Source organism: Acidobacteriota bacterium (genome assembly GCA_035471785.1).
Classification (GTDB): domain Bacteria; phylum Acidobacteriota; class UBA6911; order RPQK01; family DATIPO01; genus JANQFM01.
Genome location: DATIPQ010000133.1, coordinates 15,775 through 40,721, shown reverse-complemented (window position 1 = coordinate 40,721; position 24,947 = coordinate 15,775). Strand labels below are relative to the sequence as shown.

The window sequence follows — 24,947 nt, the reverse complement described above, 5'->3', positions numbered from 1 at the left end:
ATGTCTTCTGTCAGGTCGACATGCCCAGACGTTTCATCTTGTTGTAGATGCTCTTTTCGCTGATGCCCAGTTGGCGGGCGGCTTCCGATTTGTTGCCTTCGCACTTGGCCAGGGTTTGGGCGATGGCCATTCTCTCCACTTCGGCCAGCGGCACGCCGCCCAGGTCTCCGGCGGGAGCCGGGTTGCGTCCGCATCCGGAGATTTCGGCAGGCAGGTCGCCGCGTCCCAGACGCGCTCCGCCTGAGAAGGCCGTAGCGCGTTCCAGCACGTTCTCGAGCTCCCTGACGTTGCCCGGCCAGTCGTAATTCATGAGGGCTTCCACGGCCTCGGAGTCGATGGCGTAGGAGGACTGGCCGCGCCGTTTGGCCAGGCGGCCCAGGAGGTAGCGGCTCAGCTTGGGAATGTCCTCTTTGCGGCAGCGCAAGGGAGGGATGCGGACGGGCAGCACGTTGAGGCGGAAGAAGAGGTCTTCGCGGAAGCGCCTCTCCGCGCACATGGCCCGCAGGTCCTGATGCGTGGCGGCGATGACCCGCACGTCCACGGCCACCTCCCGCCCCCCCCCGATGCGCTGGAAGCGCCTTTCTTGAAGGAAGTTGAGCAGCTTGGGCTGCAGGTCCAGCGGCATATCTCCGATCTCGTCCAAGAAAAGAGTTCCGCCGTCGGCCATCTCCACCCGTCCGGGGCGTTTCTCCAAGGCTCCCGTGAAGGCGCCTTTCTCATGACCGAAGAGTTCCGCTTCCACCAAGTCGTGGGGCAGGGCGGTGCAACTGACGGTAATGAAGGGCTGGTCTTTGCGGGGTCCGGCGTTATGCAGCAGCCGGGCCACCAGGCCTTTGCCTACGCCGCTTTCGCCGGTGATGAGGACGGAGGAATCGAGCGCCGAGATCTTCTCCACAGCCTCCACCACCTGTTTGGCGGCTTGGGAATCGCCGACGAAGGGAACATCGGTGGAGGGCATGCCGATAGCAGCCCGTAATTGGCGGTTTTCCTGTTTGAGCTTGAAGGTGGAGGCGGCACGATAGACCAGTTCGATCACCTCTTCCAGGTTGAGCGGCTTGGTCAAATAATCGAAAGCCCCGGCCTTCATGGCGTCGACCGCATCGCCGATTTCAGAACTGGCGGTGATGATGATGCATTCCACCGAAGGATGGCTGCGGGAGATGTGTTCCAGGCACTCCATGCCTCCGGGGCCGGGCATGTTCAGATCGAGGAGGGCTACCTGGAAGGCGTCGGAGATCGTGGCCAGCGCCTGATTGCCGTCGTCGGCCGTGATGACATGCAAGCCGGCTCCCTCCAGACGCCGCCGGACCAGGCGCCTGATCACGGCGTCGTCGTCGGCGACCAGTACAGACACACGGCACTCGTCCTCGTCTATCCGCCGCTCTTTAGCGCTGGTCTGCTTGCTCATCAATAGACAACCGCCTCAATAATCCAAGCATTCCTCGAATCGACAAATAAGCACTGGATCTTTAGGGCCCTCAACCGCCGGCTAAGCCTCGACTCTCGGAAGGTTTACTCAAGAAGTTATAACAAATCTCCTTGGGTAATTCGAACCCAGGGCGGGCTGCGGGTTCAGTAGCGGCGATCGTTTTCCCAAGCCCAGGCGCTTTGCAAGATCGTCGTGAGGTCGGAATGGCGGGGCTTCCAGGAGAGCTGTCGACGAGCCCGCGAAGGATCGCAGACCAGCATGGCGGGATCGCCCGGCCGGCGCGGAGCTTGCTTTGAGGGAACGGCGAGCCCGGTGACGCGGCGGGTTTCCTCGATGACCTCGAGGACGCTCAGTCCTTTTCCCGTACCCAGGTTGAAGCACTCGCCCACGTCATTTTCATGCAGCCTTTCCAGTGCCACCAGGTGTCCCGTAGCCAGATCTTCCACGTGAATGTAGTCGCGGATGCAAGTACCGTCCGGAGTGTCATAATCGTTGCCGAAGATATGCACCGGACGGTCTCTTCGGGCAGCTTGCAGGATGCAGGGTATGAGATGGGTTTCGGGCTGATGAGATTCGCCCAACCTCCCGTCCAGGGAAGCGCCGCAGGCGTTGAAGTAGCGCAGGTTGATGTAACGCAGGCCGTGTGCCCGGCGGCAGTCCTCCAGGAGCAACTCCACCGTGCGCTTGCTGCGTCCGTAGGGACTGATGGGACTGCAGGGGTGTTCTTCATCCATGGGAATGCGTTGGGGCTGCCCGTAGACCGAACAGGAGGAGGAGAAGATGAAGCGGTCGACCTCGTGCTGCAAAGCCGTTTTCACCAGCAGAGCGGCCTCGCCCACGTTGTGCTGGTAATAGCGCGCGGGCTCCCGCATCGATTCGCCCACCAGGGAAAGACCGGCGAAATGCATGACGGCGTCGATGGGGTACTGCTGAAAGACTCTGAGGACGTCCCCGGGGCGGCCCAAGTCACCGTCCTCGAAACGGCAGCCTTGGGGAATCGCCTCCCGGTGGCCCCGGCTGAGATCGTCGAAGATGAGCACCTCCAAGCCCTGGCGCCGCAGAGCTCTGGCGGCATGGCTTCCGATGTAGCCTGCCCCGCCGGTGACCAGGATCATGGGCATGTGCGAAGTTTAGCACTTTCCTAGGAGTGAGTTTTTTGTTAAGAACAGGTGGAGGAGCGGCGGTCGCCGGGGTCGCATCGCAGGCACGACGGCGCGACATCGAAAGGAGCAGGCTCGGATTGAAGTGGAAGCTGCTGCGTGAGTTCGTCAAGGATCCTCGCCGAGTGGGCGCCATCGTGCCTAGCTCCAACGGGTTGGCCGAGGCCATGACGGCCCAGCTTGAATTGTCTTCAGCCCAGGTTGTAGCGGAGTTTGGAGCTGGGAGCGGCGTTTTTACATCTCTCATCCTCCAGCGCCTGCCTGCCGACGCTCTCTTTTTCGTGGTGGAGAAGAATCCCGCCTTGGCCCGCCACTTGCGCCGCCGTTTCCCGGGCATGCACCTGGTCGAGGATTCGGTGGAGAATCTGTCCCTCATCCTGGAGCGCCTGCAGCAGCCTGCGGTCGACCGCATCGTTTCCAGCCTCCCGTGGGCCTTTTTCGAAGCCGAACAGCAGGATGCTCTGCTCTCCCAGATCGTCTCTGCCCTGCGTCCCGGCGGCGTTTTTGTGACCTACGCCTACGCCCATGGCGCCATGCTGCCCTCCGGTATCCGCTTCCGCAAGCGCCTGGAGCGCTCCTTCGCCTCCGTGGACAAGTCGGAGGTGGTCTTCCGAAACATCCCTCCAGCCTTTGTTTATCGGTGTCTCAAATAGGACCGAAGGGGCGCGGATTAATTTGGGCAATATGGCGGCGGTGCTGAAACGAAGCGGCGAGATCGGCGTATTAGGTACCGTATGCATGACGCCGGGAGGGGAATTGTCTCAATTTTTGCGTTTTTTTAGTATTGCTCTTGTTCTGATGACGGTGTCGGCCTGCTCGGGCGACGAGACCGCCGACACTCCGGCCGGGGACCGTTCCTGGATGCGCCGAGGCGGTGGAGGCGGCGCCTCTTCCAGAGCCGAATTGGAAGAAATCAGCGTCAAGGCCTATCGCGTCGAGCGCCAGTCCATCTCCAGGTTCCTGCTCTCCAACACGACCTTGGAGCCGATCCGCGAGGTGGTGGTGGTCGCCCGCTTGGGCGCTTTGGTTACCGCCATCCTGGTGGAGGAAGGCGACCGGGTGCGGGAAGGGCAGTTGCTGGCGCGGCTGGATGACCGTGAGATCCGCAACGAACACGAACAGGCCCGCATCGCCGTCGATCAGGCCGAGATCCGGGCCCGCCAAGCCGAGGTTCAGGCCGAGCAGTCGCAGTCCAACCTGCAGCGTTCCGAGCGCCTGCGCTCCCAAAAGTTAATCAGTCAGCAGGATTATGATCAGGCTTCTCTCTCGGCCCGCACCGAGCGACTGGCTTACGAAGTGGCCCGACAGGAGTACGAGGCTGCCCAAGCCCGCCTCGAGGCTGCCGAACTCCAGCTCGAATACACCACCATCGAGTCTTCGATATCAGGCGTTGTCACCGAACGGATGATCGACGTGGGCGACCGCCTATCGGCCAATCAGGAAGTTTTTCGTGTCGAGGACTTCACTCCCATGTGGGCGCGTGTCTTCATCCCCGAGAGAGATCTCAAGCGGGTCGGATTGGGGCAGCGTGCCCTGATCGAGATCGAAGCTTTTCCCGAGGAATCCTTCACTGCCGCCGTTAAGATGATCAATCCGCGCGTCGACGCCCAGTCGGGTACGGTCAAGGTGACCCTGGAAGTGGCCGCTTCGCGAGGGCTGCTGCGCCCAGGCATGTTCGGAGTGGTCAAGATCCCCACCGAAACGCGCCGAGACGTGTTGGTGGTGCCCAAGAAGGCGATCGTGCGCGAACGCGAGGAGAACCGTGTTTTCGTTATCCAGGAAAACGGAACGGTCTCCAAGCGGACGGTCGAGCTGGGACTCACCGAAGAAGATCGCGTGGAGGTCCTCTCAGGAGTCTCGGAAGGCGATGCCGTGGTGACCGTGGGGCAGGAGAGCCTCAACGACGGATACCCGGTCAAGATTCTGGCCTGGGAAACCCCTCAAGGCGAGCAGATGGTCGAAGTCCCGGCCATTGCTCCTAACCGCGCCATCAATCCCGCGGCAGGGGATCGCGGCCCGGGGGCCCGTTCCATGGGCCAGGACTCCGGCGGAGACCGTTTCCAGGCTCTTCTGGACCGCTTCCCCGAGGTCAAGAAGGAATACGAAAAGCGTCTCAAGGACGACCCCGGCTTGGCCACCGATCCCCAGAAGCGGCGCGCTTTCGTCCGCGAGATGATGTCCAAGATGCGTGGCCGTCAATGAAGCTGGTCCAGTTTTCGATTCACCGACCGGTCACGGTGACGATGTTCTTCGTGGCCATCACCGTCTTCGGCGTGGTTTCCTACGACCGCCTGGCGCTCAATCTCCTGCCCGAGATCTCCTATCCCACCCTGACCGTGCGCACCGAGTTGGAGGGTGCTGCGCCGGCCGAGATCGAGAGCCTGCTCAGCAAGCCGGTGGAGAACGTGGTCAGCGTGGTCGACAACGTCACCCGCGTCAGCTCGGTGTCCAAGCCCGAGGTTTCAGATGTGATTCTGGAGTTTTCTTGGAACACCGACATGGACTTCGCCAGCCTGGAAGTTCGCGAGAAGCTCGACCAGGTCAATCTGCCCCTGGAAGCGGACGCGCCCATTCTGCTGCGCTACGATCCCTCCACCGACCCCATCATGAGGGTCAGCGTAACCGGGTCGTCTAATCTGGCGGCGCTGCGCTACTTTTGCGAAGAGTTTGCCCGTCCCGACATCGAGAGCATTCCGGGCGTGGCCGCGGCACGGGTGTCGGGAGGCTTGGAAGAAGAGATTTTCGTCGAACTCGACGAAGAGCGCATCACCGGCCTGGGACTTTCCATTCAGGACATCACGTCCCGCCTGCGACAGGAGAACATCAACCTCACGGGCGGCCTGCTGCGTGAGGGGCAGAGCCAATACCTGGTCCGCACCCTCAACGAGTTTCAGACGGTTGAGGAAATCGAGCAGGTGGTGGCTGCTCTTCGCAATGGCGCCACTGTCCGCCTGGGCGAGATCGCCGACGTCTACTCGGGCTACAAAGAGCGCGACATCATCACCCGCGTCGATGGCGAAGAAAGCGTCGAGATGGCCATCTTCAAGGCCGCCGCCGCCAACACCGTGCTGGTGGCCGAGCAGGTGCGCGAGCAGTTGCGAGGACTGGAAGCGTCTTACGCCGAACGTCCCAATCCGCCCCAGTTCCAGGTGGTTTTCGACCAGTCGCGATTCATCAAGCAGTCCATCGACGAAGTGCTCGACACTGCCATTTACGGCGGCATTCTGGCGGTGGTGGTGCTTTTCATCTTCCTGCGCAGCCTCAAGAGCACCATTATCATCGCGCTCTCCATTCCCACCTCCATCGTGGCCACCTTCTTTCTCATGTACGCCTTCAACATTTCGCTCAACATCATGTCCTTGAGCGGACTGGCCTTGGGGATCGGGCTGCTGGTAGACAACTCGATCGTGGTATTGGAGTCGATCTTCCGCTATCACTCCAAGGGTTACAGCGTGCGCGAAGCCGCCGACCTGGGGGCCAGCGAGGTGGGCACGGCGGTGGTGGCCTCGACCATGACGACCATCTGCGTCTTCGCTCCCATCGTTTTCGTGGAGGGTGTTGCCGGGCAGCTCTTCCGCGACCAAGCCCTGACGGTGACTTTCTCGCTGGTGGCTTCCTTGCTGGCCGCCGTCATGCTCATACCCATGCTTTCCAGCCTGGGGAAAGGAGCTCAAGGCCGCATCCGGGGGGCCGGCGACGCCTCAGGCAAGGGGTTGTTGGGACGCTTCTACCTGGGCCTTCTCTCTCTGGCCCTGCGGCAGCGGCTGCTGTCGGTGGGTATTGCCGTGGTCCTTTTTGCCGGCTCGACTTCGCTGGTCGGATTCCTGGGCGCTGAACTGATCCCCGAGATCAGCCAGGGAGAGTTCTTCGTGGACGCGGAGCTGCCGCCGGGCACGCCTTTGGAAGAGACGTCCGACCGGCTGGCCGAGCTGGAGCAGCGCTTGCGGGACCATCCCGAAGTGGCGCTCTTTTACACCATCGTGGGATCGGGCAATCAGACCGGCGTTTCAGCGGTGGAAGAGCGCGAGCATATCGGCCAGCTCTACCTGCGCCTGCGGGAGGGCATTTTGCACGAGGAGGAGGAAGACGTCCTCAACCGTCTGCGCGACGACTTGCGCAGCGTTCCCGGCGTCGACCTGACTTTTTCGCGACCGGCTCTGTTCACCTTCAAGACCCCGGTGGAGGTCATCATTCAGGGCTACAATCTGGACGCTCTCAAGTTTCACGCCGAGCGCCTCAAAGCGCGCCTGGAGGAGATTCCCGGGTTGCGCGACCTGCGTTCCTCCACCGAGGGAGGCAATCCGGAGCTGCAGGTCCGATTCGACCGGCGCCGTCTGGCCAGTCTGGGAATGACGGTCAGCCAGGGGGCCGAGATCCTGCGCGACAAGGTTCTGGGGGCCACGCCCACCCAATTCAACGAACGCGACCGCAAGATCGACATCCGGGTACGGGTGCAGGAAAAAGACCGGCGGTCGGTCGAGGACGTCCGCAATCTCTTCATCGACACGCCGGCAGGGGGCCGCCGTCCCCTCAGCGACCTGGCTCAAGTCGACCTGGTGGAAGGTCCCACCGAAATCCGGCGCCTGGGCCCCCAGCGGGTGGCCACCATCACCGGCAACATCGAGGACCGCGACCTGCAGAGCATCGTCGAGGACATCCAGGCGGTTTTGTCCTCCTTCCCCCTGCCCTCCGACTTTACGGCTTTCGTGGCCGGCCAGAGCGAGGAGAGGGCGGTGGCATTCCGCAGCATGCAGTTCGCCATACTGCTGGCGGTCTTCCTGGTCTACCTGGTGATGGCTTCCCAGTTCGAGTCCCTCTTGCAGCCCTTCGTCATCATGTTCTCCATCCCCTTCGCTCTCATCGGGGTGGCCGTGACGCTCTTTCTCACCGACCAGATCATCAACGTGGTGGTGCTCATCGGGGGAGTGGTGTTGGCGGGAATCGTGGTCAACAACTCGATCGTCCTCATCGACTACACCAACCGCCTGCGCAAGCAAGGGAACGACAAGTTCGAGGCCGTTCGGCAAGCCTGCGCGGTGCGTATCCGGCCCATCATGATGACCACTTCCACCACGGTGCTGGGACTGCTTCCCATGGCCCTTTCGGCGGGAGAGGGATCGGAGCTGCGCATCCCGCTGGCGGTCACCGTCATCGGCGGACTCATCGCTTCCACCCTGCTGACGCTGATATTGGTCCCGGTGGTCTACACCCTGGTGGTGCGCGAAAAAGGGGCCACGCCGTGAAGAAGCCGCTACACTTGCGTCCAGGGAGTGAAACGCCATGAAGCTTTCCGAATACTCCGTCTTGCGGCCCGTCACCGTTCTGATGGCGACGGTATCCATTCTGGTGCTGGGGCTGATCTCGCTGCAGCGTCTGCCCCTGACTCTGCTGCCCGAGTTCTCCTCCAACGGGCTGAGCGTCAACGTCGACTACCCCTCCTCCTCTCCAGAAGAAGTGGAACGCAATATCTCGCGCCCCCTGGAAGAGGTGCTCAGCACGCTCGACAATCTCGACAGCATACAGTCCTTTTCCAGGGCGGACGGTTCGAGAATCCGCCTGGAATTCACGCCCGACACCAACATGGACCTGGTGGCCATGGACGTGCGTGACCGCATCGACCAGGTGCGCGGCGATCTGCCCGAAGATGTCGAGCGCATCCAGTTGCGCCGCTGGCAGTCGTCCGATATTCCCGTTTTCCGCTTCGATTTGGCCTGGGACGGCGACGCCGACGAATTCTACAACGTCACCCAGGACATCATCCTCCGCCGCCTGGAGCGCATCGACGGCGTGGCCAACGTCGCTCTGCGCGGCCTGGCCACCAAGCAGATCCTGGTGGATGTCGATCCCGAGCTGATGGAAGCGCTCGGGGTGGACATCTTCAACGTCCAGCAGGCGCTGCGTTCCTCCAACGTGAATGTCTCGGGCGGATGGGTCTACGAGGGGGGCAAGAAGCTCTCTCTGCGCACGGTGGGAGAATTCAGCGAGATCGATCAAATCCGCAACCTGCCCTTACCGGGGCGCCGCGTGATCCTTTCGGACGTGGCTGAAGTGCGCTACGGCTTTCCGGACCGGGAAGAGTTCTCCCGGCTCAATAAGAAAGATTCGGTATCGGTGCGCATCAACAAGGCCTCCACCGCCAACGTGGTGGCGGTGTGCGCCGACATCCGCAGGGAACTGGATGCGTTGAAAGAACTGCCCCAGCTCAGAGACAAGCTTTCCATGCACGTGATCAGCGACCAATCTGAAGGCATTCTCAAGAGCTTGAGCGATCTGCGCGACGCCGGCATCTTCGGCGGTCTGCTGGCGGCCATCGTGCTCTTCCTCTTCCTGCGCAAGTTCCGCAGCACCATCATCATCTCCCTGGCCATCCCCGTTTCGGTGGTCTTCACCTTCGCCTTCATGTACTTGCTGCGCACCTTTTTCGGCTCCACCATCACCCTCAACATCATCTCCTTGATGGGCTTGATGGTGGCCGTAGGCATGCTTGTCGATGCGTCGGTCGTGGTCCTGGAGAACATTTTCCGCTACAAGCAGGACAAGGGCTACGAGACCATCAAGGCGGCCATCAAGGGCAGCACCGAGGTGGGCACCGCGGTTTTGGCCTCCACCGCCACCACCGTGGTGGTCTTCGTGGGCTTCCTTTTCCAGGGCGGATCAGGCATGGGACGCTTCACGCGCGACTTCGGAATCGCCGTCAGCGTGGCCCTGGTGGCCTCTCTGGTGGTGGCCTTGACCCTGATTCCCATGCTGGCGGGACGCTTTTTCACCGGGCGGGAAAAAGAAAAGTCGCGTGTCATACAGCGGCTCACCGAGGGTTACGGCAGCCTGATGCGCTTCATGCTGCGCTGGCGTTTTATCGCCCTCATCCTGATGGCCCTGATCGGCTGGAGCTCCTACGTCCTCCTGACCTCTATCGACCGCCAGTTGATGCCCTCGGTATCCGAGCGCAGGCTGCGTCTCGATGTTTTCCTGGAGCGTTCCTTCAGTCTGGAGGAAATCAGCGCCGTGTTCTCCCGCGTGGAAGACCTGATACTGGAGAACAAGGAGGAGCTGGAGGTGGAATCGGTCTCCAGCGACTTCGACGACCGCACGCCCAGCCAGGGATACTACGAAGGCGACATCGAGGTCTACCTGCGCGAGGAGGGCGATCTCACCCCCGCTCAGCAGTTGCAGGAACGTCTCAGGGCCAAGCTGCCCGATATCCCGGGTGTCGAGTTCCGCTTCGGGCGTTCGCGCCACTACGGCGGGGGCGCCGAAATGGGTGTCGAAGTCGAGTTGCGGGGCGACGATCCGCTCATGCTGGCGACTTACGCAGAAGTCGTCAAACGGCGGCTGCAAACGGTTCCGGGCGTTCGCGACGTGGCCAGTACTCTGGAGACGGGCGACGACGAAGTCCACCTTGAAGTCGACCGTCAGCGGGCCGAGCAACTGGGCATTTCGGCTGAGCGCGTGGCCCGTTCCGTGGCCTCGGCTCTGGGCACGCGGGCGGCCACCCGCTACAAGAGCGACAGCGGGGAGGTCGACGTCGTACTCCAGTACCGGAGCGGAGACAAGCTGAGTCTGCAAGAACTGGCCAACACCAGCTTCGAGAATTCCCGGGGAGAAATGATCCCCCTTTACTCGGTGGTCAACTACAGCTACGAAAAGGGCCCCGTCTCGATCGAGCGCGAGGACCGGCGTTCGGTGCTGGAAGTGGTGGCCAACACCGAGAAGGGCGAGTCGTCCTTCATGCTGATGGGGCAGGTTCAGCAGGCCATGCAGGGCATCAGTCTGCCCGCCGGATACAGTTGGGGCATGGGCCGGGGCTGGCGCGACTTCCGCGAAGAAGAGCAGCAGAGCTTCTTTACCATCCTCTTGGCCATCGTCTTCATGTACATCATCATGGCCTCGCTTTTCGAGCATTTCGTGCAGCCCTTGACCATCATGCTCTGCGTTCCTTTCTCGCTCATCGGCGTGGCCGGACTCTTCTACCTCACCGAAACCACCCTCAACCGCAATGCCTATCTGGGAATCCTGGTGCTGTTCGGCATCGTGGTCAACAACGGCATTATCCTCATCAACCACATCAACGTCCTCAACCGGCAGGGTATGCCGTTGCGCGAGGCCATCGTGCAGGGCGGCATGGACCGCCTGCGTCCCATTCTCATGACGGCCGCCACTTCGCTCTTCGGGTTGGCTCCCCTCACCTTGCCCTTCATCTTCCCGGACTCTTTTCCCGAGGTGGGCGAGAGAGGCCGCATGTGGGCCCCCGTCAGCCTGGCCGTCCTGGGAGGTTTGACGACCTCGACCTTCTTGACCCTGATCATCCTGCCCACCATCCACTCCTACATGGAGGACCTGACCAGCGCCACCGTGCGCTTTCTGGCCTGGGTGGGACGTTTGCCCGAGAGCCTGCGCACCAGCCAGCCCCCGGCCTGAGCCAAGATCGTTTTCATGGCCGGGGAGAACTGCTATGATTCTCACCCATGAAGGACTGGACCGAAGATGTCGGCGAAGTGTTGCTCAAGGAAGAGCAAATCCGCCGCAAGGTTGAGGAGATGGGCCGGCGCATCACCTCCGACTATCAGGGGCGTGACCCCTTGCTGGTATGCATTCTGCGCGGGGCTGTGGTCTTCTTTTCCGACCTGGTGCGGTTCATCGACTTGCCTTTGGGCATGGACTTCATCGCCGTTTCCAGCTACGGCGCTTCCACCAAGTCCTCGGGGCAGGTACGCCTGGTCAAGGATTTGGAGGCCAGCATCGAGGGCAGGGACGTCATCCTGGTTGAGGACATCGTCGACACGGGACTGACGTTGAACTACCTGCGGCGCAGCCTGGGAAACCGCAATCCGGCCTCGCTCAGGGTTTGCAGCCTCCTCTCCAAGCCCTCCAGCCGTCAGATCGACGTCGAGGTGGAGTACTGCGGATTCGAGATCGAAGACCATTTCGTGGTCGGTTACGGGCTTGACTACGCTCAGCGTTTCCGCAACCTGCCCCATATCGGCATCTACGCGCCCAACCCCTAAAAGTAGGCTTTTTCCCAGGTTTTTTTGAGATTTTTCTCTTTTTCTGTTCGGTTTCGGCGCGCGGGTCGTTTCTATAGGGTAGTGAGAGCACATTCGCTGAAGGGGGCTGTCCTGGCCTCCTTAGAGTGCGGAGACGGCGATGATTGGAATCGAGCCTACCCTCCAACGCCGTTTCCGCGCCCCTCGCCCCAACCCGAACGTGGCCCGGGCCGGCAAGGCCCGGGTCCGGGCATGGGGGCGCCCCTTTGAAAAACACCCTGCCGCATTGCCATCGCCAGGCGCTCTCTTCTTGAACCACCAGCCTGTCTGTGTTACCTTTCACTCGGTGGTTTGACATCCGCACTCCCCTTCCAAGTTTCGCGTTTGCAGAAACTTGGGCCGATTTCGCCAGGCGCCGGGGAGCGTTCGAGTCGGCCCCAATTTCTCATCACGGGTCGGTCGCAGAGTATCGTCAACCATCCGCCGTCCGCCGCCAACCCGTGACCAATTTGCACAGGAGAACTTGATGGCAAGACGCCCTAACCGCTTTCGTGGGAGACCGCGACGCAAGAAAAAGAAGAAGAAGGACAAAAAACCTCAGGAACAAACCGGGCCCGAGGCCAATCAGCCTGAAGCCATCGAGGTGGAAGGCGTTGTTGTCGAGCCATTGCCCAACGCCATGTTCCGTGTCGAACTCGACAACGGCCACACCGTGTTGGCGCACATTTCCGGAAAAATGCGCCGCCACTTCATCCGCATCCTGCGCGGTGACCGGGTCACCGTCGAACTCTCGCCTTATGATCTGACGCGGGGTCGGCTGACTTACCGCTACAAGTAAGCTGCGCCGTTCCGACGCCGTTTCTCTCCATCTCCACATCTTACCCCCGCCCCAAGGCCGGGCGAGGTGCGGCTCGACTAACCCGGTGAGTATTCGAGCGGGGCGCCCGGTCCGATGGGAAATCCGAATGCCAGCCAGATTCCCAGCAGTATCGTCCACACCACCAAGAAGGCGATGGTGTAGGGCAGCATGGTGGAGATAACGGTGCCGATGCCGGCCTTTTTGTCGTAACGGCCCATGAAGGCCACGATAAGGGGAAAATAGCTCATCATGGGCGAGACGATGTTGCTGGAGCTGTCCCCGATGCGATAGGCCACCTGCACCAGTTCCGGCGAGTATCCCAAGAGCATGAACATGGGGATGAAGACCGGAGCCATGACGGCCCACTTGGCCGAGGCGCTTCCCATGACCAGGTTGATGATGGTGGAAAGGAAGACGAAGGCGATGAGCAGGGGCGGGCCTGTCAAGCCGGTCGATTGCAGGAAGTCGGCGCCCTCGATGGCCGTGATCAGTCCCAGGTTGGTCCAGCGGAAATAGGCCACGAACTGGGCGGCGAAGAAGACCAGCACGAAGTAGACGCCCAGCGTTTCCATCGACTTGCCCATGCCGTTGATGACGTCGGCATCGCTGGAAAGCGTCTTGGCGCCGATGCCGTAGGCGATGCCCAGCAAGGCCGCTCCAATGAAGATGAAAGCCACGATGCTCGACATGAAGGGTGAGCGCAGCAACTCGCCGGTTTCAGGGTCGAGCAGGTATCCCACCGAGGGCAGAGCCCCCAGCAGCAGGAACAGCCCGAAGGCCGCGAAAGCCGCCAGTGCATAGAGCAGTCCCCGCTTTTCGTCGGCGGTCAGCTTCTCCAGTTTCTCGGGTTTCTCGTCGCCTTTGTACTCACCCAGCCGCGGCACGATGATGCGTTCCGTGACCCAGGTGCCGGTGGCGGCGATAAAGAAGGTCGAAACGATCATGAAGAAGTAATTGCAGGCGGGGTTGACGTCGTAGGTGGGAGCGATGATGCGGGCAGCTTCGGTGGAGAGGCCCGAGAGCAGGGGATCGACCGTGCCCAGGAAGAGGTTGGCGCTGTAGCCGCCTGAGACGCCCGCGAAGGCAGCCGCAAGTCCGGCCAGGGGGTGGCGGCCCACGGCCAGAAAGATGATGCCTCCGAGCGGCACCAGCAGCACGTACCCGACCTCGCTGGCCGTATTGGAGAGCACTCCCGTAAAGACGATGACGAACGTCAGCAGACGTTTGGGAGCCGAAAGCACCAGCAGGCGCAGGGTGGTGGAAATGAGGCCGCTGCGCTCGGCCACTCCGATTCCCAGCAGCGAAACCACCACCGTCCCCAGAGGAGCGAAACTGGTGAAGTTGGTGACCATTTCCATGAGGACGCGGTGCAGTCCGGCCAGGGACAGCAGCGAGAAAGGTTCGACGGTCTCCTTGGTTCCCGGATGAATGACGGTGACGCCGGCCCAGGAGGCGATGCCGGAGAGGACGATGGTCAGTCCGGCCATGATGGCGAAGAGGCTGGCCGGATGAGGGAGGGCGTTCCCCACCCTCTCCACGATGCTCAGAAAACTGCCCATCAGTCCGCCGGTGGCGGCGGCCTGGGCGGCAACGTCGGCGGCTTCTTCCTTCTTCTTTGAATCGTCAGCGTCGAAATGTTCCTCTTCCAGCTTCTCTTCGGCGGGGTCGCTGCCCATCGGCGTTTCTTCTCGTCTCATGCTCGCTTCCTTAGATCGTGTGTGGCCCAGTGGCGTTCATTCTCGGCTTGACGGGCTAGAGTACCGAAAAAGGAGGCGAGGCGCCACGGTGAAAAGCGCGCTATGGCCCATTCAATGGGCGCTTTGCCGCTTTAAGCAGGTCCTCAGGGCCTGAAGATGCCGTCTGGTGCGGATCAGGGGCCGCCATAAATGGCATACGGCGTGCACCTGTAGTGAATGGAAGGAATGGCCATGTTCACTCGCATTTTCATCCTGCTGATCGCGTTGCTGGCCGCCATGCCGGCCGCTTCCGCACTTCAGGCCCAAGAGATGAGTTCTGAAGAGGCTCAAGAGGCCTGTTTAACCTGTCACGGAGACGAATCCCTGAGCCGGGACGAGAGCACCCGGAGGCTCTACGTCGAGCTGCAGCGGCTGGTGGATTCGGTGCATGGGATCTTTTCCTGCACCGACTGCCACCAGGACCTGGCCGGGGTCGATCCTTTCGGGCACGATTCGCCTTTGCAAAAAGTCGACTGCGGACTGTGTCACTATGACGCTCAGGAAGAGTACTCGGAAAGTCTCCACGCCTATGCGCTGCAGCGGGGCAATGAGCGGGCCCCCGGCTGCGCTTCCTGCCACGGAAGTCACAATGTGCTGAGCGTGGGCAACGGAGATGCGCGTTCTCATATTCCCGAGATGTGCGCGGGCTGCCACGGGCAGGCCGGACTTCTCACCGATCAACTCGTGCGCATGCCTCAGGCTGTCCAGAGCTATGCCCGGTCGGTCCACGGACAGGCCTTTGCCCGGGGCATCTCAGCGGCGGCCACCTGCACCGATTGCCACGGCGTCCACGCCCTCAAGGGGGTTCTCGATCCCCAGTCCCGCATCCACCCTCAAAATGTGGCCGAGACCTGCGGGGCCTGTCACAACGAGGAATCCTCCCAGTATGAGCGCTCCATCCACGGACGCGCCTTGGCCACCGGCATTGCCGACAGCCCCACCTGCAACGACTGCCACGGCGAGCACCTGATCCTGCCCGCCGATCATCCCGAGGCCTCTACTTATGCGGCCAGTCTGGCCGAAATGACCTGCGGCAATTGCCATGAGGACCCGCGCATCATCCAGAAGTACGGGTTGGCCGACTACGTGGTCTCAACCTACGTCGACAGCTATCATGGCTGGTCGCTGCGCTGGGAGGGGATGGAATCGGCCAACTGCGTGAGTTGCCACACCGCCCACTGGGTGCTGCCGGCCCGCGATCCCAACTCCACCATCTCCGACAAGAACGTGGTGCAGACCTGCCGTCAATGCCATGAGAACGCCGATGCCAGTTTCGCCTCCAGCTATACTCACAAGACCGCCTCGGTGGGATCGCATCCGGTGACCCGCTGGTTGGAGTGGATCTACCTGATACTGATTCCGGTGGTGATCGGGGGCATGCTGCTGCATAACGCCGTGGTGCTCAGCTATTACCTGATGGAAAAACGTCGCCACGAGTTGGCCGGCGAAACCGTCCTGCGCATGGACCGGGTCCAGCTCTGGCAGCATATTCTGCTGGCGGTTTCCTTTATCGCGCTGGTCATTACCGGTTTCGCCCTGCGCTTTCCGGACGCCTTCTGGGTCAAGCCCCTGGCCGCGGTGGGGATGAGCGAAGCCTGGCGCTCCTGGATCCATCGGGTCATGGCCATTGTCATGATGGGTGTGGGCATCAGCCATTTCCTCTATGTGTGGCTTTCGCGACGAGGACGGCGCGAGTTCCGTGCCATGATTCCCGGCCGCAAGGACTTGGCAGACTTCTTTGACTACATGCGCTACCACCTTGGACTGCGCAAGGAGCCGGCCCGGTTCGGACGCTACGACTACACCCAGAAGGCCGAGTATTGGGCACTGGTATGGGGAACGGCAGTTATGGCACTGAGCGGGCTGGTGCTCTGGTTCCCGGCCGCCTCGGTGCGCTGGTTCCCGTCATGGGTGGTGCAGGCGTCCGAGGTTCTCCACTACTATGAAGCCTGGCTGGCCATGCTGGCCATCCTGGTCTGGCACTTCTTCTTCGTCCTGCTTCATCCCGCCGCCTATCCCATGAGCTGGGCTTGGCTGACCGGACGCATGAGCAAGGACGAGGTCCGCCACCTCCACCCCGAGTGGTATCGCGAGATGGAAGAAGAAGCCCGCCGCAAGAAGGAAGAAGAGCCGAAGGCCGAAGAGCCAGGATCAGGGGAAGCTCCCGCCTAACGCAGGGCCTCTTCCAGGGCCACCGAGGCTTCGGTTTTGCGGTCGCGGTACTTGACGATGACGGGGGTGGCCAGGGAGAGCTGGTGGCTGCGGGCGAAGTCGCCCGAGGCGGGACGGCTGCCCGGAACCACCACGGCTCCTTCGGGAATCCGCAGCGGACGCTCCTGAGAGGAGCGGTGGATCGTCTCCCGCACCAAGTCGTAGACAGCCGTGGCGCGAGTCAGGATGACCCCCGCCGCCAGCACCGCGCCGCGGCCAACCACCGTTCCCTCGTAGACTCCGCAGTTGCCGCCCACCAGCACGTCGTCCTCGATCACCACGGGGACCGCCCCGATCGGTTCCAGCACGCCTCCGATCTGGGCGGCGGCGGAAAGATGCACGCGGCGTCCGATCTGGGCGCAAGATCCCACCAGGGCATGAGAATCGACCATGCTCCCCTCGTCCACCCAGGCGCCCACGTTGATGTACATGGGCGGCATGCAGGTGACTCCCTTGGCCACGTAGCTTCCGCGGCGGATGGCCGATCCCCCCGGAACCACCCGAACTCCCGACTGCAGCGTCAGGGATTGCAGGGGGTAGGTGTCCTTGTCGAAAAAGCGGAAGCGCCGGTCGATGGACTGATCGCTCAGCTTGCCCAGGCGGAATCCAGCCAGGATTCCCTGCTTGACCCAGGCGTTGGCTTTCCATTCCCCTTCGCTCTTCTCGGCTGCCCGCACCTGGCCTGTTTCCAGGGCCTCCAGGAAGCGTTCGAAGAGCCTGCGGTCGGCCTCGTCGAAGGACTCCTTGCGATAAAGATCTTGAACGGCATCTTGCATGGCGGTCTTGCTCACTCTTCGATCAGTCCCAATTGTTGCAGCAGCTCATCGAAGCGCCGCCTGGGGGTGGGTGAAAGGGGGACCAGGGGCAGGCGCACGTGCGGCTCGATCATTCCCATGCGGGAGAGGGCGTATTTAACCGGCGCCGGCGACGACTCGACGAAGTTGAGGTTCATCAGCTCCAGGTAGCGGTAGTGCAGTTCGCGGGCGGCTTCCAGACGTGAAGAGCGGGCCAGCGTGGTGAGGCGCGTCATGTCGGCGGGAATGAGATTGGAGACCACCGAGATGACTCCGTCGCCTCCCAGCGCCGAGATGGCCAGGGTCAGCGCATCGTCCCCCGAGAGCAAAGCCAGCCCTTCGGGTTTAGCTCCGGCAATGCGCATGATCTGTTGCAAATCGCCCGACGCTTCCTTGACCGCCACCACCCTTTCATGCCGGGCCAGCTCGAGCACGGTATCGGGGAGGAGGTTGCTGCTGGTGCGTCCGGGCACGTTGTAGAGCACCATGGGAATATCGACGGCTTCAAGGATGGCCCTGAAGTGGCCCTTCATGCCCTCTTGGGTGGGTTTGTTGTAGTAAGGAGCCACCGAGAGGATGGCGTCGGCGCCCTGCTCTTCCACCATACGGGACAGTTCCACGGCGTGGGCGGTGTTGTTGCTGCCGGCGCCCGCCACCACCGGCACGGCCCCGTCGCTGGTTTCGACGCAGGTGCGCACCACCTGGCGATACTCTTGCTCGCTCAAGGTCACGCTCTCGCCGGTGGTTCCGCAGGGCACCAGGAAGTCGATGCCCGATTCGATCTGCCATTCGATGAGGCGCCGGTAGGCTTGCAGGTCGAGGGCTCCCTGAGAATCGAAGGGTGTGACCAGCGCCGTTCCGCAACCTTTCATTCCATCTGCTCCTCAATGACGTTCTGCATGGTGAAGAGTCCTTTCCGTCCCGCTTTATGCTGGTCCCTCAACCATTGTGCGGCCAGCAGGGAGCCTAAGGCAAATCCGTCCCGGTTGCGGGCGCTGTGCTCCAGACGCAGCGTGTCGGAGGGCGAATCGAATCCGACCACGTGGGTGCCGGGGATGGATCCGGCGCGCAGGCTTGCAACGTCCAGCTTGCGCCGGTAGCTCTCTTCCACGATCTCCCGCAGCGAGAGGGCCGTGCCGGAAGGAGCGTCCAGCTTGTGGCGATGGTGGGCCTCCCACAAGAAAGGGTCGTACTCTTGAAAACGCGACAAAAGACGGGCAGCCCGGCGGGTCAAGCTGAAGAGCACCTGTACGCCCAGGCTGAAATTTGAGGCGTAGAGGACAATGCCTCCCGCCTCTTCGACCTTGTCCTCCATCTCCCTCAGCCGGTCATACCACCCGGTGGCGCCGATGACCAGCGGGATGCCGGCCTGCAAGGATTTCTCGATGTTGCCCGGTACCGCCTCCGCCAGCGAGAAGTCGACCAGCACCTCGCTTTGCTCGAGCCAGTCTCCGCTGAATGGGCGCCCCGGCGGATTGTCCCGGCGGCCCAGCAGGCGCACCACCCGGTGTCCCTTCTCAGGCGCCAGGCGCTCGACGGCCTGAGCCATGCGTCCGCGGCCGATCAAGCTGATCTTCATGGCGCAAGCCTCTCGAAGACTTCAGGGTCGGGATCTCGGAAGAAGGTTTCGTGAATGCGGCGGACGGCCGTGGGCATATGCTCCTGGCCTACCAGGAAAGTCAGGTTGGTGCGCGAAGCTCCCTGGGAAATGAGCCGCACCTCGATATCCTTGACGGCCTCGAAGACCAGTGCCGGCAGCCCCTTGCTCCAGGGCAGGGCATGGCCCACCACGCTGACGATGGCCATCGAGCTTTGCACCTGCACGTCGCCCAGGGCCGCCAGGTCGCGGAGCAGTTGGTCTATCTCGTCTTCCCGGTCGATGGTGACCGAGACGTTGATCTCAGAGGTGGCGATCACGTCCACTGGAATGCGGCGCCGGTCGAAGACGTCGAAGATGCGGCGGGCGAAGCCGTAGGCCAGCAGCATGCGGGGCGAATTGATGTTGAGGATGCTGATGCCGGGCTTGCAGGCGATGGACTTGATGGGGGTGCGGCTGGGGACTTCACGGGCCGAGATGAAAGTCCCCGGCTGGTCGATGCGGGCCGAGTCGAGCACGTAGACGGGAATGTCGCGGGCGATGGCCGGAATCAAAGCCGCCGGATGCAGTACCTTGGCGCCGAAATAAGCCAGCTCGGCAGCCTCGTCGAAGGAGATCGACTTGATCTTGAGGGCTTGGGGGACCAGCCTCGGATCGGCCGTGAGAATCCCCGGCACGTCGGTCCAGATCTGGATCTCCTCGACCTCGAGGGCGGCGCCTGCCAAACAGGCGCTCAGGTCCGAGCCCCCGCGTCCGATGGTGGTGGTCTCTCCCGCCGGACCCGAAGCGATGAAACCCTGCAGGACGCAGATCTTGTCTCCTTGCTTCTCCACCTCCCCGCTCAGGTTGGCGAAAGTGGCCTGCTCGTCGACGTGGGCCCGGGTGTAGCGGTCGTCGCTGCGTACCAGCAGTCGGGCGTCCAGGTAGGCCGAGGGGAGGCCCCTGGAAAGAAGCAGGTGGTGAAAAATGGCGGTGCTGAGCAATTCGCCCCGGGCCAGCACCTCGTCCTGCATCTGGGGACGCAGAAATCCTTCTTCCTCCACCCGCAGCAGCAGGCGTCTGACTTGATCGAAGTAGTCTTCGATGCTGCCGCGCGCCTTGCGCAGGGAGGCTCCCTGCATGAGTTGGGAGGCGATTTGCAGGTGCTGTTCCTCCATTTCCCGACGTTTGCCGTGGGCCGGCTCGTGCTGACCTTTTGAAGCCATCAGAGCGGCTTGCAGAAGGCCGTCAGTGGTCTTCCCCAGCGCCGAAAGCACCACCAGGGGGCGGCGCTGGGCCCGCGCTCTTACGGCTTCGAAAACCCTTTCATAGGCGGCCGCGTCGCGTTGCGACGATCCGCCGAACTTCATGATGATCATTGGCCTAAAAAACGGTCTCGGAACACGTACTCGGCATTGAGAATCGAGGCACCGGCGGCGCCCCGCACCGTGTTGTGCCCCAGAACCAGAAACTTGTAGTCGAGCAGTGGGCATGGGCGCAGGCGTCCGATGACGGTAGCCATGCCTTTTTGAGTCCACACGTCAAGACGGGGTTGGGGGCGATCGGGTTCGTTTCGCACCACTACCGGCTGGGGCGGAGCTGAAGGTAATCCCAGCCGCTGCGGCTCGCCTCGGAACTGGCTCCAGCAGCTCCTCACTTCATCCATCGAGGGGGCCTTGCCGCGAAAGGAAATCGAGACGCATTCCAGGTGGCCTTCTTCTACCGCCACCCGGTTGGCCTGGGCGCTGACCCTGAAGTCGGCGTGCTCGATGCGCCCCCCCCTCAGGCGTCCCAGGATCTTCTGTCCCTCGCTCTCGATCTTGTCTTCCTCGCCGCCGATGTAGGGCACCACGTTGGCCAGGATATCCAGCGAGGGGACGCCCGGGTAGCCGGCTCCCGAAAGCGCCTGCATGGTCACCACGTGCACCCTGTCGAGGGGGTATTCCTGCTGCAGCGGACCCAGCGCCATGGCCAGCGCGATGGTGGAGCAGTTGGCGTTGGTGACGATGGCTCCCCGCCAGCCGCGCTTGCGGCGTTGCACGGGGATGAGTTCCAGGTGGTCGGGATTGAGTTCGGCGATCACCAGCGGGACGTCCTCGTCCATGCGGTGGTTCCTGGCGTTGGAGAAGACCCAGCAGCCGCGGCGGGCGAACTCCTGCTCGATCTCTCCGGCTACCGACGAATCCAGTCCCGAGAAAACCACGGGACAGTCGAGCTGGTCGCTGCACGACTGCACCTTCATGTGACGCAGCGGCTCCGGCATGGGCGCCGCCTGCTTCCAATTGACCGTTTCGCCGTAGGCTTCGCCCACCCGCTTGTCCGAGGCCGCCAGCGCCCCGATCTCAAACCAGGGATGCCCGTCCAGCAGCAGCGCGAACTTCTGCCCCACCGCTCCCGTAGCTCCCAGAATCCCGACCCTTAACCTCTCGCTCAACTCTTTCGTCCTCTCGTCTGTCTAGTCTCTTTGGATGGGGGCACACTTCCGAAGTTCCCTCCGCGCCTGTCGCAGCCGAGGGGTGGCGACAGACCTGGATGGTAAGTATTTCATATGAACGGCAGGCTTGTTGCAATTTGGTTCCTGGCTGCCGGGCTGCTCTTGGCGGGCTGCGGCAAGAAGCGCGGCGACGTGGCGCTGACCCGCCAGGTCAGCGGACGCGTGCAGGAAGGCTTGGCCAGTTGGTATGGGCACGGCGACGGATACCACGGCAAGACCACCGCCAGCGGCGAGCGCTTCGACAAGAACAAGCTCACCGCAGCCCACTACTCGCTGCCCTTCGGAACCCGCGTCCGCGTCACCAACCAGAAGAACGGACGCACGGTGGTGGTTAAGATCAACGACCGCTACCCCATCTCGACCCTGCGCAAGGGCCGCATCATCGACCTCTCCTACCGCGCCGCCCAAGAACTGGCCATGGTCCGCGACGGCGTCGTCCCGGTCCGCCTGGAAGTCCTGCGCTGAGAAAGGGGAACCTTACAATTCCACAACCGGAGTGGGGCGGGATTGGTGGGTCAGGTGGAGTTGGATGGGGTTCCAGAGGTCGTGGAAAGTGCCGGTGGAGCGGCGGTTCAGGCCTTGGCGGGCGGTGTCCAGAGCGATGTCGGGGTCGTTGTTGTTGCGGCTCAGGTGGGCCAGAAAGACATGACGGGCTTGGCCGTCGAAGCGGGATAGGAATCCCGCGAAGGCGCGGTTGGAGAGGTGGCCCAAGCGGCTGGTCAGACGCTGCTTGAGGCTCCAGGGATAGGGGCCCAGGCGCAGCAGCTCTTCGTCGTGGTTAGACTCCAGTATGAGCCAGTCGCAGGCCGAAAGGCGCTCTTCCACCGCCTCGGTGAGGCTGCCCAGGTCGGTGGCCACGGCGCCGGCAAGGCCCGCCGCGCGCAGGCGGAAGCCAACGGGATCGGCGGCGTCGTGGAGGACAGGGAAGGGGTCCACCTCGACGTCGCCGACCACAAAGGGCTCCCCGGTGCGGAACTCTTCCCAGCGGTCGATCTGCTGCAGTTCGGCTACCTCGTTGCGGGTGCCCACATTGGCGTAGACGGGTGCCTGGTAGACGCGCACGAAAGCCTCGGCCCCCTTCCAATGGTCGATGTGGCCATGGGTGATGAGCAAGGCATCGAAATGGTCGATGGGAAGCCCGGCCTCCTGCAAACGGCGCCTTAAGCTGCGCGGTCCGAAGCCATTGTCGATGAGCAGGCGCGTGCGCCGCGTCTCGACGTAAGTGCAATTGCCGCTGCTTCCCGATCCCAGAACACACACTCTCACGATGCGCTAGAATCTAACAGGCGGGTATGAACAAAAATCATCTTGTGGGCCTGGATCGCGACCAATTAGTCGCGCTGGCCGCACGAATGGGCCAAAAGCCCTTTCGCGGAAAACAGCTCTATCATCAGATCTACCGGCGCAAGCTCCTCGACTTCGAACACATGACCGACTTGTCGAAGGACTTCAGAGGCCGGCTGAGGGAGGAGTGCGCCCTGGGTCCGCTGCAGGTGGAGCGGCGCTGGGAGGCTTCCGACGGCACCATCAAGTTTCTCTTCCGCCTGGAGGACGGCCGGCACATCGAGTCGGTCTACATCCCCGAAGAAAAGCGGGATACCTTGTGCATCTCCTCCCAGGTGGGATGCGACGTGGGCTGCACCTTCTGCCTCACCGCCCAGATGGGGTTCCGCCGCAACCTGACGCCGGGCGAAATCGTGGGTCAAGTGCTGACTCTGATCCACCTGGGAGTGGTGCCCGATACAGGCTTCAACATCGTCTTCATGGGCATGGGCGAGCCGCTCTACAACTACCGCAACGTCATGAAGGCCTTCCGCCTGCTCATCGATCAGGAGGGGATGGACCTCTCCTATCGCAAGATCACGGTCTCGACGGCGGGGGTCGTGCCGGTGATGAAGCGAATGCTGCAGGAGGAACGGTTGCCCAAGCTGGCCATTTCGCTCAATTCCACCACCGAGCAAATGCGCAGCCGCATCATGCCCATCAACCGCAAGTGGAACATGGCCGAGCTGCTCGACGTCTGCCGCAAGCTGAGCCGGCGCGCCGACCAGCGCCTGACCTTCGAATACGTCCTGTTGGCGGGCGAGAGCGACTCCGACGAGGACGCCAGGCGTCTGGCCCAACTGCTGCAAGGCATGCGCGCCAAGGTCAATCTTATTCCCTACAACCCCAATCCCGGACTGCCCCACAGCCGCCCCCCGCTTGAGCGGGTGGAGCGCTTTCAGCGCATTCTGGTCGACCGGCAGGTATCGGCCTTCGTCCGCAAGACGCGGGGCGATGACGTTTCAGCCGCCTGCGGCCAGTTGGCCCACCTGGAAGAGGCCGCCGTCTAATCCTGTCTTTGCATCATGTCCCGCAAGTTCCACATCGCCACTTTCGGATGCCGCACCAACCAGGCCGACAGCGCGGCTCTGCGCCAGGACTTCCTCGACCGCGGCTACAGCGAGACCGAAGACAGCTCCCAGGCCGACGTGGTGGTGGTCAACTCCTGCACTGTCACCCACCGCTCCGATCAGCAGGTGCGCCAACTGACCCGGCGCCTGCGCCGAGACAATCCCGCCGCCCGCCTGCTGGTGACGGGCTGCTACGCGCAGCGTGAGCCGCAGGCGCTGGCCCGCATCCGCGGCGTCGACGCCGTGGTGGGCAACACCCGCAAGAGCGAGTTGGTGCAACTGGCCCAGGGAATCTCGATTCGGCCCGCCGACGGGAGGCCGCGGAACGCATCGCAGCGGGGCGTGTCGAGGCGGGAGATGGCGGCGGTCTACAGCGACGACTTCGCCAAGGTGCGGGCCATCGACTGGACGCCGGCCACCCAGGTGGGCGGACGCACTCGGCCCTTCGTCAAGATCCAGGACGGATGCGACGCCAAGTGCACCTACTGCATCATTCCCTCGGTGCGGGGGCCGTCGCGCAGCGTGCCCCCCCAGCAGGTGCTGGAGCAGGTCCGCCGCCTGGTCGGGGCCGGCTTCCGCGAGATCGTCCTTACCGGAATCCATATCGGCACCTACGGGATGCATCTGCGTCCGCGCTTTCCGCTCGACCGGCTGCTGGGCGAGATCGCCGGGATGCAGGGGCTGGGATGGCTGCGCGTCAGCTCCATCGAGCCCATGGAACTCTCGCGCCGCATCATCGACCTGGCCGCCGACAGCGACAAGATCGCTCCCCACTTTCATATCTGCCTGCAGAGCGGAAGCGATTCGGTGCTCAAGCGCATGCTGCGCCCCTACAACACGGCCCGTTTCGCCTCTATCGTGGAAGAGATCCGCGACAAGATTCCTCACGCCGCCATCGGCACCGACGTCATCGTGGGTTTCCCGGGAGAGAGCGAAGAAGAGCATCGCCGTTCGCTGGACTTCGTGGGCCGCATGCCCTTCACTTACCTGCACGTCTTCCCCTACTCGGACCGCAGCGGGACCAAGGCCTCGTCGATGGAAGGCAAAGTCGACCCTCGGGAGATCAAGCGCCGCTCGGCCCAGTTCCGGGCGCTCAGCGACCAGAAGGAAGCGGCCTTCCGCCGCTCCTTCCTGGGACGCCGCCTGCAAGCCCTGACCCTCACCGACACGGCTCCCGACGGCTCCCGCCTGGCCCTGACCGGCAACTACATCCAAGCCCTCCTCCCCGCTTCCTACTCCGGCAACCAACTGGTCCAAGGCCAGGCCCTCCGCGAAACCGACAACGCATTGGTCCTGGGCTAGAGGCTGCGG

At 62.7% G+C, this 24,947-nt stretch carries 19 protein-coding genes; 10 read left to right on the top strand and 9 right to left on the bottom strand.

From position 1 onward, the window contains the following. Nucleotides 1–10 precede the first annotated feature (10 nt). Nucleotides 11–1,408 carry a sigma-54 dependent transcriptional regulator gene (locus tag VLU25_18665; GenBank protein HSR69957.1) on the bottom strand — a complete coding sequence of 466 codons (1,398 nt, stop codon included), beginning with the start codon at nt 1,406–1,408 and terminating at the stop codon, nt 11–13. Nucleotides 1,409–1,572: 164 nt separating this feature from the next. Further along, nucleotides 1,573–2,550: a UDP-glucose 4-epimerase GalE gene (gene galE, locus VLU25_18660; GenBank protein ID HSR69956.1), complete on the bottom strand. Its 978-nt coding sequence runs from the start codon at nt 2,548–2,550 to the stop codon at nt 1,573–1,575. A gap of 119 nt (nt 2,551–2,669) precedes the next feature. Here galE and VLU25_18655 point away from each other — a divergent pair, with 119 nt between their 5' ends. The 6 genes from VLU25_18655 (at nt 2,670) to infA (ending at nt 12,411) form a co-directional block, all read left to right on the top strand. Further along, a complete protein-coding gene (locus VLU25_18655) occupies nt 2,670–3,242 on the top strand; it encodes a methyltransferase domain-containing protein (protein HSR69955.1) in 573 nt (190 codons plus the stop codon). A 145-nt stretch (nt 3,243–3,387) separates the two neighbouring features. After that, nucleotides 3,388–4,791, top strand: coding sequence for an efflux RND transporter periplasmic adaptor subunit (locus tag VLU25_18650; GenBank protein ID HSR69954.1), 1,404 nt, complete (start codon nt 3,388–3,390; stop codon nt 4,789–4,791). Further along, nucleotides 4,788–7,832, top strand: coding sequence for an efflux RND transporter permease subunit (locus VLU25_18645; protein HSR69953.1), 3,045 nt, complete (start codon nt 4,788–4,790; stop codon nt 7,830–7,832). The genes VLU25_18650 and VLU25_18645 overlap by 4 nt, the downstream gene beginning before the upstream one ends. Nucleotides 7,833–7,869: 37 nt before the next feature. After that, nucleotides 7,870–11,007, top strand: a complete 3,138-nt coding sequence (locus tag VLU25_18640; protein ID HSR69952.1) for an efflux RND transporter permease subunit — start codon at nt 7,870–7,872, stop codon at nt 11,005–11,007. A gap of 47 nt (nt 11,008–11,054) precedes the next feature. After that, the gene (hpt, locus tag VLU25_18635; protein ID HSR69951.1) at nt 11,055–11,594 is read left to right on the top strand and encodes a hypoxanthine phosphoribosyltransferase; all 540 of its coding nucleotides are present in this window, start codon (nt 11,055–11,057) and stop codon (nt 11,592–11,594) included. Nucleotides 11,595–12,210: 616 nt separating this feature from the next. After that, nucleotides 12,211–12,411 carry a translation initiation factor IF-1 gene (gene infA, locus VLU25_18630; protein ID HSR69950.1) on the top strand — a complete coding sequence of 67 codons (201 nt, stop codon included), beginning with the start codon at nt 12,211–12,213 and terminating at the stop codon, nt 12,409–12,411. 77 nt (nt 12,412–12,488) lie between these two features. Here infA and VLU25_18625 read toward each other — a convergent pair whose 3' ends face one another. After that, nucleotides 12,489–13,991 carry an AbgT family transporter gene (locus VLU25_18625; protein HSR69949.1) on the bottom strand — a complete coding sequence of 501 codons (1,503 nt, stop codon included), beginning with the start codon at nt 13,989–13,991 and terminating at the stop codon, nt 12,489–12,491. A gap of 369 nt (nt 13,992–14,360) precedes the next feature. Between VLU25_18625 and VLU25_18620 the strand changes: the two genes are divergently transcribed. Then, nucleotides 14,361–16,340 carry a cytochrome b/b6 domain-containing protein gene (locus tag VLU25_18620; protein HSR69948.1) on the top strand — a complete coding sequence of 660 codons (1,980 nt, stop codon included), beginning with the start codon at nt 14,361–14,363 and terminating at the stop codon, nt 16,338–16,340. On the opposite strand, the gene VLU25_18615 is transcribed toward VLU25_18620, so the two are convergent. Genes VLU25_18615 through asd form a run of 5 tightly spaced genes read right to left on the bottom strand, consistent with a single transcriptional unit; the run spans nt 16,337 to nt 21,183 of the window. After that, nucleotides 16,337–17,170, bottom strand: a complete 834-nt coding sequence (locus tag VLU25_18615) for a 2,3,4,5-tetrahydropyridine-2,6-dicarboxylate N-succinyltransferase (GenBank protein HSR69947.1) — start codon at nt 17,168–17,170, stop codon at nt 16,337–16,339. The two genes, VLU25_18620 and VLU25_18615, sit on opposite strands and share 4 nt — an antisense overlap. Further along, the gene (dapA, locus tag VLU25_18610) at nt 17,167–18,045 is read right to left on the bottom strand and encodes a 4-hydroxy-tetrahydrodipicolinate synthase (protein ID HSR69946.1); all 879 of its coding nucleotides are present in this window, start codon (nt 18,043–18,045) and stop codon (nt 17,167–17,169) included. The genes VLU25_18615 and dapA overlap by 4 nt, the downstream gene beginning before the upstream one ends. Then, on the bottom strand, nt 18,042–18,752 hold the full coding sequence (gene dapB, locus VLU25_18605) for a 4-hydroxy-tetrahydrodipicolinate reductase (GenBank protein ID HSR69945.1): 711 nt from the start codon (nt 18,750–18,752) through the stop codon (nt 18,042–18,044). The genes dapA and dapB overlap by 4 nt, the downstream gene beginning before the upstream one ends. After that, nucleotides 18,749–20,119 carry an aspartate kinase gene (locus VLU25_18600; GenBank protein HSR69944.1) on the bottom strand — a complete coding sequence of 457 codons (1,371 nt, stop codon included), beginning with the start codon at nt 20,117–20,119 and terminating at the stop codon, nt 18,749–18,751. Before VLU25_18600 ends, dapB begins: the two co-directional genes overlap by 4 nt. Nucleotides 20,120–20,124: 5 nt before the next feature. Further along, the gene (asd, locus tag VLU25_18595; GenBank protein ID HSR69943.1) at nt 20,125–21,183 is read right to left on the bottom strand and encodes an aspartate-semialdehyde dehydrogenase; all 1,059 of its coding nucleotides are present in this window, start codon (nt 21,181–21,183) and stop codon (nt 20,125–20,127) included. Between the two features lie 114 nt (nt 21,184–21,297). Here asd and VLU25_18590 point away from each other — a divergent pair, with 114 nt between their 5' ends. Next, the gene (locus VLU25_18590; GenBank protein HSR69942.1) at nt 21,298–21,708 is read left to right on the top strand and encodes a septal ring lytic transglycosylase RlpA family protein; all 411 of its coding nucleotides are present in this window, start codon (nt 21,298–21,300) and stop codon (nt 21,706–21,708) included. A 12-nt stretch (nt 21,709–21,720) separates the two neighbouring features. Here the strand turns inward: VLU25_18590 and VLU25_18585 are convergent, their stop codons facing one another. Beyond that, nucleotides 21,721–22,509, bottom strand: a complete 789-nt coding sequence (locus VLU25_18585; protein ID HSR69941.1) for an MBL fold metallo-hydrolase — start codon at nt 22,507–22,509, stop codon at nt 21,721–21,723. A 26-nt stretch (nt 22,510–22,535) separates the two neighbouring features. Here VLU25_18585 and rlmN point away from each other — a divergent pair, with 26 nt between their 5' ends. Together rlmN and mtaB are read left to right on the top strand one after the other, a co-directional pair. Next, entirely contained in the window at nt 22,536–23,576 is a 1,041-nt protein-coding gene (rlmN, locus tag VLU25_18580) for a 23S rRNA (adenine(2503)-C(2))-methyltransferase RlmN (GenBank protein HSR69940.1), read from the top strand. A 15-nt stretch (nt 23,577–23,591) separates the two neighbouring features. Further along, nucleotides 23,592–24,938: a tRNA (N(6)-L-threonylcarbamoyladenosine(37)-C(2))-methylthiotransferase MtaB gene (gene mtaB / locus VLU25_18575; protein ID HSR69939.1), complete on the top strand. Its 1,347-nt coding sequence runs from the start codon at nt 23,592–23,594 to the stop codon at nt 24,936–24,938. The last annotated feature ends 9 nt before the right edge of the window (nt 24,939–24,947 follow it).